The organism is Natronomonas sp. EA1 (assembly GCF_051195035.1).
GTDB lineage: Archaea > Halobacteriota > Halobacteria > Halobacteriales > Haloarculaceae > JBNTJV01.
Map to the genome: position 1 here is coordinate 1,070,911 of NZ_JBNTJV010000001.1, position 9,069 is coordinate 1,079,979.

The window sequence follows — 9,069 nt, forward strand, 5'->3', positions numbered from 1 at the left end:
GCCATACAGAGTAATGGAACGGTGTGACCGGACGGACCGCCAGTCGGTGGAACCCCGATGCGTGGGGCCTCCCGATGTATGAGTTGGGCGGGTCGCTCGCCGGCACGGAGGTCGCGCCGGGGAACAGCCTCCTCATCACAGGGCCGGCACTGAGCGGCAAGGACCGGCTCGGATTCGAGTTCCTCGAACACGGTCTCGCGAACGGCGAGGGTGCCATCATCGTCACCAACAGGGACAGTGCCGACCGTCTCCGTCGTGACCACGAGGTGCTGTTCGAGGCGGGCCCGCCGGTCGGCATCGTCGACTGTATCACCAAACACCAGGGGCAGGGCACCATCCGCGACAGCGACGACATCCGCTACGCCTCCTCCCCCGAGGACATGACGGGGATCGGGATCAAGTTCTCGAACCTGTTAGAGGGGTTCTACAAGGAGCGCGGCGTCACGAAGAACCGGGTGCTGTTCACGTCGCTGTCGACCCTGCTCATCTACTCTGATCTCCAGACCGTCTTCCGGTTTCTCCACGTGTTCACCTCGCGTATCGAGAACGCCGACGCGCTCGGCCTGTTCGTCCTCGAATCCGAGGCGCACGACTCCCAGGCGATGAACACCCTCTCACAGCTGTTCGACGGGCTCATCCGTATCGAGGAGGACGGCGGGATCGAGACGCGGCTTCCCTGAGCTGCGCCACTGTGCGTACACGGAACACGACGGAGGCAGGCTTTTCGCCTGACGCCCCGTCGGCTCTCGTATGCCAGTTACGAGCGACGATGAACTCCGTGAGATTCTCGACTACAAGCGTATCGCCGTCGTCGGCTGTTCGGCCACCCCCGGCAAGGCCGCCCACGGCGTCCCGAAGTTCCTGAAAGAGCAGGGGTACACCGTTTATCCGGTGAACCCCTACGCCGACGAGATCTTCGGCGAGGAGCCGTACGACTCGCTCGCGGAGATCGACGAGGAGATCGACATCGTCGACGTGTTCCGCCCGAGTGAGGAGGTCGCCGGCATCGTCGACGAGGCGCTCGAGCGCGACGACGTGAAGGTGATCTGGACACAGCTCGGCATCGAGGACCGCGAGGCGGCCGAGAAGGCGGAAGCGGCCGGAAAACGAGTCGTCCAGGACCGCTGTCTGAAAGTCGAGTACCAGCGGTTGCGGTGAGCCCCCTCCCGACCGAGAGTTATAGCTATATACCGATCTGTACGGATATGTGACGTACTGAGTGCTCAACGGCCGTATCCGGCGGACTGTACGCGTCATAGCAGCCTTCTTTTACGGCTCGGCGAATCGGACAGGTGATGGCGCAGGCAACTTCGAAGCGGGGGTCAGATCGCTTCACCACTGACGTAGACATCACGAGCCTCGTCGTTATCGCGGGGCTCACGGCCGTACTGTTCGCGGGGGCACTTGCCATCGGCGAGGGCCTCGGTGAGATTCCACCGGACATCGACTGGAAGGCCTTCTTCGTCGTCTACACGGTCATCGTGTTCGTACCGTGGGGGACGCCGACCATCGCCGCCGCAGTCGGGGCGACGATGGCCGAGGGTATCCTCGACTTCTTCGAAGGGCTCGAGCCCGACGAGCCGTTCGGCTGGGCCGGATACATCGTCGGCTTCACCATCGCGGGCTACTTCTTCAAGGACCCGAACGACACCGTGAAGCTGGCCATCGGGGCCGTCCTCGGGGCGTTCATCCAGTTCGCCATCGAGGGGCTCTCGCTGCTCGTGGTCTCGGGTGACGCGCTGAGCGTCTATCTCACGGCGCTCGCGGGCAACACCGTCACTCACGGTATCGTCCTCGGGGCGATCCCGCTCATCCCGGTCGTCTCCGCGCTGCGTGGCCGGATGGAGCGCGTGCTCGCACCCGCCGCACAGACCGCCAACTGAACGCGACGCGGTTTTTTATACACGAACACAGACATGACAGATACACCCGTCTCATCGACAGAGCCGATGGTCCACGCCTCTGAGTTCGGTTTTAGCTACCCCACGAGCGACGAGCCGGTGCTCTCCGGGCTCTCGTTCGAGCTCGACGCCGGATCGGTGCTCGGTGTCGTCGGCCCCGTCGAGGCGGGGAAGACGACGCTCGCGATGGCGCTGTCCGGCTTCGCACCGCAGAACACCGGGGGGACGACGAGCGGCGAGCTTTCGGTCGCGGGACGCGACCCGCGAGAAGCGGACGACACCGCGGTGGCGATGGTGTTCGAGGACTACTCCGCACAGCTCACGCAGGTCCGCGTCATCGACGAGGTCGTCGCACCGCTCGTGAACCGGGGGATACCCCGGGCGGACGCACTCGACCGGGCGCGCGAACTGCTCGAACAGGTCCGGATGGCCGACGTGGCAGACCAGTTCACCTGGGAGCTCTCGGGGGGGCAACAACAGCGGCTCGCCATCGCGGCGGCGCTCGCCACCGACCCGGACGTGCTGGTGTTCGACACCGCCACGGACATGCTCGACCCGGAGGGCCGTGACGATGTCTCCAACCTCATCAGCTCACTGCAAGGCGAGATGACGCTCGTCGTGACGGCGAACGACCCCGACGCGCTGGTGGGGGTCGCAGACGACCTGCTCGTGCTCGACGGCGGGGAACGCGTCGCGTACGGGCCGGCAGACGAGCTGTTGCGCGACGCCGAGCTCCTCGAATCGGTGGGGGTCGCACCGCCCGTCTGCGTTCGGATCGCGCGGGAGGTCGGGCTCCCGAGCTCCCCGCTGACGCCGGGGGAGTTCCTCGACGCGCTGGACCGACACACGGTCGGGTGGGATCCCACCACCGGAGAGTCGACCGTCGCGCAGGCCGACGGTGGGCCGGAGCGCGCCGACGGCGCTGGAGCCGACAACGCGGCCGCGGACGGCCGGACACTGCTGCGTGCGGACGGGGTCACCTACCGCTACTCGGAGGAGATCGTCGCCGTCGAGGACGTGGATCTCACGGTCGCCGAGGGGGAGGTCCACGCCATCATCGGAGGGAACGGCGCGGGGAAGACGACGCTGAGCAAGCTCCTCGTCGGGCTGTTCACCCCCGACGAGGGGGCGGTGACCGTCGACGGGGAGCCGACGGAGGGGCGGACCGCCCGCGACGTGGCGGAGTCAGTCGGCATCGCGCTGCAGAACCCCGACGAGCAGCTCTCCGAGCAGACCGTCGACGGGGAGCTTCGATTCCCGCTTGCCCGCCGGCGCTACGAGCGGACTGGGCTGCTCGGCCTCTCGAAACGCGAGCGGTACGACGACGCGTTCATCGACGAGCGGGTCCAGACGATCCGCGAGTGGGTCGGGCTTCCCGAGTCCGTACTGACGGCGGACCCGATGTTCCTTCCGCGGGGGCAACGACGGCTGGTGACCATCGCGAGTGCGCTCGCGCCCGACCCTGACGTGCTGGTGCTCGATGAGCCCGTGGCCGGCGTCGACGCGACCGCACGGGCGCACATCACCCGGACGATCGACCGGCTCCGCGAGCGAGGCAAGGGCGTCGTCCTCATCGACCACGACATGGAGTTCGTCTGTGAGGTGGCAGACACCGTCACCGTCCTCGAGGACGGACGGGTAGCGAAGCAGGGCCCCGTGGAGACGGTGTTCGATGTCGACAACTGGGAGTGGCTCGCCACCCGGCATCTCCGGCCGCCACGGGCCGCACGGCTCGCCAGACAGGTGGGCGTGGACGCGCTCACCGCCGACGCGTTCGTCGAGGCGTTCGCGCCGACGCTGGAGGTGCGCGGATGAAACGCCGCGTTCCCGTCATCTACAACGACCGCGACACGTGGGTCCATCGGCGTGACCCCCGGGCGAAGCTCGGGCTGTTCGTGCTGCTGCTGTCGTACCTGTATCTCGCCCCGACGTGGGAGTGGATGTTGGCGATGGTCGCCGTCGGCTTCGGCCTCGCCATCGTCGCGCGGGTCCCGCCGATCTGGATCGGTGCGCTCCTGTTGTTGCAGGTGCCGAACGTCCTCGGCATCCTCGCGTTCCCCGCCATCGAACGCATGGCGACGGGTGGGAGCGCCTTCGGCGGCGACTTCGACTTCGGGCTGAAACTCGCCTTCTCCTGGCAGGCCGCCCTGCTCGTGAGCGCTAGCCTGTTCACGACGATGGAGCTGACGGAGATCACCGACGGGCTCCGCGGGCTCGGCGTCCCCGAGCTGGTGTGTTTCACCCTGGAGTACGTGCTCCTCCTGTTTTACGTCACCATCAGCGACCTGTTCCGAATCATGGACGGGATGAAGGTCAAGGGGCTCGAACTCGAGACGCGCAACCCGATCCGGTTCGCCCGGAACGTCCCCAGTCTCGCCGTTCCGATGTTCATGTCCGTGCTCCGGCGGTCGAACACGATGATGTCCGTGCTGACGATGCGCGGCTACTCCTTCCGGAACGAGGACCGCGAGCTTCGACACACGCTCAAGTTCGACGCGGGCGACGCGCTGCTCGTCACCGGGGGCGTGGTCCTGCTCGCGGTGACTGCGCTCGCCAACCTCGGTTATCTGAACGTTCCCGTCCTCCCCTCACCGACGCCATGACGGCCGCGAGCATCGACGACACGACGGGAGCGACGCCGTGGGTCGACCCCGCGCTCGCGGAGGGGCGCAGCAAACTGCTGTTGTTCGGCGGGCTCGGCTGTCTCGGCGTCGCCACGCTGGTGAACGTCGCGCCCGTGTTCTGGCTCGGCCTCGTCGTCGTCACGCTGGCGTTCGGCCTCAACACGGTCGGGAAGCTCCTCCACTACCGGACGCTCCCGGTCGCCGCGCGCGACAGGCTGGTGCTGTCGCTCTCGTGGGTCCTGCTCGCGGGAACCGTCGTGACGCTCCTCGCGACGTTCGCGCTCGCCCGCTATGCCGGCCGCGAACCGCGATTTTTCTGGTCGCTCGCCGTCGCCGGAATCGGATTCGGCCTGCTACACATGGCCGCCCAGTCGACGCTCATCCCGGCATCCGTGGCGAAAGACGAAGACGAGTGAGCCGGCGGTAGTTACAGTTCGTCGAGCAGCGTCTCCACGGCGGCCCGCGAGGAGCCGGGGCCGCGCGCGGTGAGCAGCGCGCCGTCGACCGTCACGGACGTGTCGGACTCGAGCTCCGCGTCGAAGTTCCCGCCGGCAGCGACGACCTCGTCTTCGACCCAGTACGGGAGCTTCTCTCCATCGGGAAGCACGTCGTTCTCGTCGACGATTCCCTCCTCCCACTCGTTGGGGAAGCCGGTGACGTCCTTGCCGTCGACGAGGAACCCACCGTCGGAGTCGCGCGTGAACGCGAGGATGCCCACCGCGTGACAGACGACGAGGGCGGGGGTGTCCGCCTCGACGGCCTCGCGCAGGAGCGCGCGGGTGTGGCTGTCCTGGTTGATGTCCCAGACCGTGCCGTGACCGCCGGGGAGGACGAGCGCGTCGTACTCAGCCATCTCGGCTTCGGCCACCGGAATCGGATCGTTCAGCCGGTCGTCGGTCTCGTGGACCTCGCGGAGATGCTCGTGGTCCTCGACGGACTCGGGGTCGAGCGAGCGCTCGTCGATGACCGGCTCACCGCCGGAGGGCGTGGCGACGGTGATGTCGGCTCCCTCCTCGGTGAGCACCTCGAGCGGCGTGATGCATTCTTCGCTCCAGTAGCCCGCTTCGCTGACGACGAACAGTACCTGCATGGGACCGGACCTTCGGGCGTGGGAGGAAAAAGGCTGACTCTGGTGGCGAGTCGAGCCGGTGCCGTCCCGCGGAGCTGTCTCGCGGAGCCGGCTCAGTCGTCCGCTTCGACCGGCTCCGCCCGCGGAACCGTCACGTCCGGGAGGTTCGCCTCGATCTGCTCGCGCTGGGCCTCGAACTTCCCCGGGAGGACGAGCCGTTCGCCGAGCTCGTCGAGCGACTCGTCGCTGGTGTAGCCCGGGTCCTTCGTCGCGAGCTCGAACAGCACACCGCCGAACTCGCGGAAGTAGACCGACCGGAACCAGTGTCGGTCGATCTGCTGGGTCGGGCGCAGCCCCTGTGACTGCACCGCGGAGCGCATCGCGGCCTGGTCCTCGTCGGTAGGCGTCTGGAAGGCGACGTGGTGGACGGTCCCGTGGCCCTGCCGGCCTCCTTCGATCGTCGGGAGCACGTCCACGTACTTTCCGACGGGGCCGGCCGCGGCGAACCGGGTGCGCTGGTCGCCGGGCGTGTCACCCTGCGCCTGCTCGGCGCCCACCTCCTCGAGCCCCATCGTGCGAAGCAGGTCCTCGGTCGGTTCGGGGTCCGCGAGCCACAGCGTCACGGAGTGGAACCCCCGGATGGCGTGCTCCTCGGGGACGAAGGCCGTCCACGGGACGGTCGGGTCGTCCTCGGGAATCTCGACTTCGACCAGTTCGACCGGGAGCCCATCCGGGTCGCGGAACGGGAGGACGGTCTCGCCGAACCGCTCCACGCGGTCGTCGTACTCCACGTCGTACTCGTCGAACCGGTCCTCCCAGAAGTCGAGGCTCCCCTCGGGAACGCGGAATGCGGTGCGGGCGACCTGCCCCGACCCCACCTTCCCCTGCGAGAGGTTCTGCCACGGGAAGAACGTCATGCTCGTCCCCGGCGTCCCCGCCGCGTCCGCGAAGAAGAAGTGGTAGGTGCTCGGGTCGTCCTGGTTGATAGAGCGCTTCACGAGGCGGAGGCCGAGCGTCTCCACCCAGAAGTCGAGGTTCCGTTGCGGGTCACCCGCGACGCACGTCACGTGGTGGATACCGGGGGTTGGTGTCACGTCGGTCATGGCTCAATGTAGGGTACAGAGGTACTTCAGTTCGTGGCGACACGGGTGTTACCGGGTGGCTGGTGTGTCCCGTCTGACCAAAGAGCCAAGCCACCCTCTCGGTAACGTGACACCACGAATGGCCCTCCACACCGCGTTCGACGGTATCTGCTTCGACATGGACGGCGTGCTCATCCGCTCGGAGGAGCACTGGGTCGAACAGCAGCGCGAGCAGATCCTCCCGACGACCGCCCCGGACGACGACATCCCGCTTGCCGCCATCACCGGCCGGAACTTCCGAGAGGTCTACCCCGACCTCGTCGCCGAGTACGAGGTCGCGGTCTCCCGCGATGAGTTCGAGGCCATGTTCGAGACCACAGGAGAGCGCATCTACCGCGAACAGGCCCAGCTGTTCGACGGGGTGCCGGAGCTCCTGGCAGAGCTTCGGAACCGGGGAGTCCCCCTCGCGCTGGTGACCTCCTCGCCCCGCGACTGGATCGGCCTGCTCGACGAGCGGTTCGGGCTCACCGGTCACTTCGACGCCGTCGTCAGCGCGGAGGACCTGGACGGCCCGGGGAAGCCGGCACCGGCCATCTACGAGCGTGGGGCCGCCGAGCTGGGACTCACCCCCGACGCCTGTCTCGCCGTCGAGGACTCGACCGCGGGCGTACAGGCCGCGACGGCCGCCGGGCTCTGGACGGTCGGGTTCCGGGGCGACGGGGCGGAGACGGATCTCTCTGCGGCTGATGAGATCGTGGTCGGCGTACCGGAGCTGCGGTCGGTGCTTCTCGGAGAGGAGCGCTGAGCCGAGAGGAGTTCAGTCGTCGCCGTTCTCGTCGACGATGACGACCTCGCCGTCGACGACGTCGACGTTGATGAGCGTCTTCGCGGCGTAGGGGGTGTCGTCCAGCTTGTTCTCGCCGCCCACCTTCTTGATGACCGCGACCACGTCGACCAGCTCCGCGCCGATGTCCTCCAGCGCGGCGCAGATGGCCGAGAGGGTCCCGCCCGTCGAGAGCACGTCGTCGAGCACGAGCACCCGGTCGCCCTCGTCCACGTCGTTGATGAACATCTGGGACTCGGAGTAGCCGGTCTGCTGGAACAGCGGGGTCTCCCCGTCGAGGCCGTACTGGCGCTTGCGGATGACGACGAGCGGGATGTCCGTCATCAGCGACACCGCCGTCGAGATGTGGATCCCCATCGCCGCGGGCGTGACGATCTTGTCGACGTTCTCTAAGTTCGCCTTCCGGATGATGCGGATGACGATCTCACGGAGAAGGCCGGGTTCGAGCATCGGCACGCCGTCGCTGATCGGGTGGACGAAATAGTGATAACCGTCTTTCTCGATGATGGGTGCGTCCCGAAGCGACTGGGAAAGCTGGTCCATGTCGACCGTGCGCGAGAGAGGGGGTAAAGCCTGACGCTTCTTGCTTGAGGAGTATATTACAGAATTAGCCATTAATCAAATCGAATGGTGAAGAAATCTCTCAGAGAGGTGTTCAAAATAAAGAAGTGATATATTTTCTAGGGCAGTTCGTACTTACCGATTGTGGCTGTGCTATCTGAAGTGGGACTCTGGTAGATTACGCGGACCGTCTGTCCAGAGGTCAATTGAACTTGGTCAATTGTTCCACTGGTGGCACCATCGTTGTTGATGTCGATATCGAGATCACTCCCATCGACAGTAAACTTATCATTCCCGCCATCGGGGACATTGGCATCGCTTCCAGCTCCGACAATAGTTGTACTTGAGCCAGCACTAATTGTTCCAGTAAACGCTTTGACTGCGAAATCACTTCCATCTGCAGCGTACGCTTGCTCGCCATTAACTGAAACAAGTACATTCGCGCCATCTATGCTATCCCCACCATCGTGAGTAATCTGGACAGCGGTGAAGTCAGTACTACTTAACGTGTAGGTTTGAGTCTCGAAGGTCCACGAAGCAGTTGGGGCACTGTCTTGAACCTGATCGCCGAGCCCGAGGACGAATGTCCCAATGACGGCAGCCAGGATAACCGTAATCGCCACCATCAGGATTACGCCGATGACGGGCGATACGGCGTCATCGTCTTTGAATAATTTTTTGAAATTCATTTTAGAGTTGAATTAGCTATTTACGGAACTTCGAATTTCCCAAGTGTGGCAGTGCTGTCGGAACTTGAACTGGAGTACACAACCCTGATTTCATTCCCACTTGCTGCGTCTACACCGAAGGTTGTGCCAGCCGATACATCGGTTGAAGAGAAGTCACCCGCAGAGTCTAGAGCGACTGAGGAGCCATCTTCAACGAGGTTAATATTGGCTGAATTGATTGTACGCTCTTGTGAAGTACATTGTTGGTGAGTCAGAGAACTGCTCTGACAATCTCTTTGAGTGCCTCTCGACCCGGTTTG

General features: G+C 65.2%; 11 protein-coding genes. 7 read left to right on the plus strand and 4 right to left on the minus strand.

Annotation, left to right across the window (positions count from 1 at the left end):
- Positions 1 to 74 precede the first annotated feature (74 nt).
- From ACQUQR_RS05740 to ACQUQR_RS05765, 6 genes are all read left to right on the plus strand, one after another.
- Positions 75 to 680 (plus strand): RAD55 family ATPase, encoded by a 606-nt coding sequence (locus ACQUQR_RS05740; protein ID WP_435195507.1) that lies wholly within the window; start codon positions 75 to 77, stop codon positions 678 to 680.
- A 70-nt stretch (positions 681 to 750) separates the two neighbouring features.
- The gene (locus tag ACQUQR_RS05745; RefSeq protein ID WP_435195484.1) at positions 751 to 1,158 is read left to right on the plus strand and encodes a CoA-binding protein; all 408 of its coding nucleotides are present in this window, start codon (positions 751 to 753) and stop codon (positions 1,156 to 1,158) included.
- Between the two features lie 137 nt (positions 1,159 to 1,295).
- On the plus strand, positions 1,296 to 1,883 hold the full coding sequence (locus ACQUQR_RS05750) for a hypothetical protein (protein WP_435195485.1): 588 nt from the start codon (positions 1,296 to 1,298) through the stop codon (positions 1,881 to 1,883).
- 66 nt (positions 1,884 to 1,949) lie between these two features.
- Positions 1,950 to 3,716 (plus strand): ABC transporter ATP-binding protein, encoded by a 1,767-nt coding sequence (locus ACQUQR_RS05755; protein WP_435195486.1) that lies wholly within the window; start codon positions 1,950 to 1,952, stop codon positions 3,714 to 3,716.
- On the plus strand, positions 3,713 to 4,504 hold the full coding sequence (locus tag ACQUQR_RS05760; protein WP_435195487.1) for an energy-coupling factor transporter transmembrane component T family protein: 792 nt from the start codon (positions 3,713 to 3,715) through the stop codon (positions 4,502 to 4,504). Before ACQUQR_RS05755 ends, ACQUQR_RS05760 begins: the two co-directional genes overlap by 4 nt.
- Positions 4,501 to 4,941, plus strand: coding sequence for a hypothetical protein (locus tag ACQUQR_RS05765; protein ID WP_435195488.1), 441 nt, complete (start codon positions 4,501 to 4,503; stop codon positions 4,939 to 4,941). The genes ACQUQR_RS05760 and ACQUQR_RS05765 overlap by 4 nt, the downstream gene beginning before the upstream one ends.
- Before the next feature lie 11 nt (positions 4,942 to 4,952).
- Here ACQUQR_RS05765 and ACQUQR_RS05770 read toward each other — a convergent pair whose 3' ends face one another.
- Entirely contained in the window at positions 4,953 to 5,615 is a 663-nt protein-coding gene (locus tag ACQUQR_RS05770) for a type 1 glutamine amidotransferase domain-containing protein (RefSeq protein ID WP_435195489.1), read from the minus strand.
- 92 nt (positions 5,616 to 5,707) lie between these two features.
- Positions 5,708 to 6,697, minus strand: a complete 990-nt coding sequence (locus ACQUQR_RS05775) for a ring-cleaving dioxygenase (RefSeq protein WP_435195490.1) — start codon at positions 6,695 to 6,697, stop codon at positions 5,708 to 5,710.
- Positions 6,698 to 6,815: 118 nt separating this feature from the next.
- Here ACQUQR_RS05775 and ACQUQR_RS05780 point away from each other — a divergent pair, with 118 nt between their 5' ends.
- Positions 6,816 to 7,481 carry an HAD family hydrolase gene (locus tag ACQUQR_RS05780; protein ID WP_435195491.1) on the plus strand — a complete coding sequence of 222 codons (666 nt, stop codon included), beginning with the start codon at positions 6,816 to 6,818 and terminating at the stop codon, positions 7,479 to 7,481.
- A 12-nt stretch (positions 7,482 to 7,493) separates the two neighbouring features.
- Here ACQUQR_RS05780 and hpt read toward each other — a convergent pair whose 3' ends face one another.
- Both hpt and ACQUQR_RS05790 read right to left on the minus strand, forming a co-directional pair.
- Positions 7,494 to 8,063 carry a hypoxanthine/guanine phosphoribosyltransferase gene (gene hpt / locus ACQUQR_RS05785; protein ID WP_435195492.1) on the minus strand — a complete coding sequence of 190 codons (570 nt, stop codon included), beginning with the start codon at positions 8,061 to 8,063 and terminating at the stop codon, positions 7,494 to 7,496.
- A gap of 137 nt (positions 8,064 to 8,200) precedes the next feature.
- Positions 8,201 to 8,770, minus strand: a complete 570-nt coding sequence (locus ACQUQR_RS05790) for a type IV pilin (RefSeq protein WP_435195493.1) — start codon at positions 8,768 to 8,770, stop codon at positions 8,201 to 8,203.
- Positions 8,771 to 9,069: the final 299 nt, after the last annotated feature.

Excerpts from the sequence above, each read along its gene's own strand:
- ACQUQR_RS05740 (WP_435195507.1), top strand. The coding sequence starts at position 75 with ATGTATGAGTTGGGCGGGTCGCTCGCCGGCACGGAGGTCGCGCCGGGG.
- ACQUQR_RS05745 (WP_435195484.1), top strand. The coding sequence starts at position 751 with ATGCCAGTTACGAGCGACGATGAACTCCGTGAGATTCTCGACTACAAG.
- ACQUQR_RS05750 (WP_435195485.1), top strand. The coding sequence starts at position 1,296 with ATGGCGCAGGCAACTTCGAAGCGGGGGTCAGATCGCTTCACCACTGAC.
- ACQUQR_RS05755 (WP_435195486.1), top strand. The coding sequence starts at position 1,950 with ATGGTCCACGCCTCTGAGTTCGGTTTTAGCTACCCCACGAGCGACGAG.
- ACQUQR_RS05760 (WP_435195487.1), top strand. The coding sequence starts at position 3,713 with ATGAAACGCCGCGTTCCCGTCATCTACAACGACCGCGACACGTGGGTC.
- ACQUQR_RS05765 (WP_435195488.1), top strand. The coding sequence starts at position 4,501 with ATGACGGCCGCGAGCATCGACGACACGACGGGAGCGACGCCGTGGGTC.
- ACQUQR_RS05770 (WP_435195489.1), bottom strand. The coding sequence starts at position 5,615 with ATGCAGGTACTGTTCGTCGTCAGCGAAGCGGGCTACTGGAGCGAAGAA.
- ACQUQR_RS05775 (WP_435195490.1), bottom strand. The coding sequence starts at position 6,697 with ATGACCGACGTGACACCAACCCCCGGTATCCACCACGTGACGTGCGTC.
- ACQUQR_RS05780 (WP_435195491.1), top strand. The coding sequence starts at position 6,816 with ATGGCCCTCCACACCGCGTTCGACGGTATCTGCTTCGACATGGACGGC.
- hpt (WP_435195492.1), bottom strand. The coding sequence starts at position 8,063 with ATGGACCAGCTTTCCCAGTCGCTTCGGGACGCACCCATCATCGAGAAA.
- ACQUQR_RS05790 (WP_435195493.1), bottom strand. The coding sequence starts at position 8,770 with ATGAATTTCAAAAAATTATTCAAAGACGATGACGCCGTATCGCCCGTC.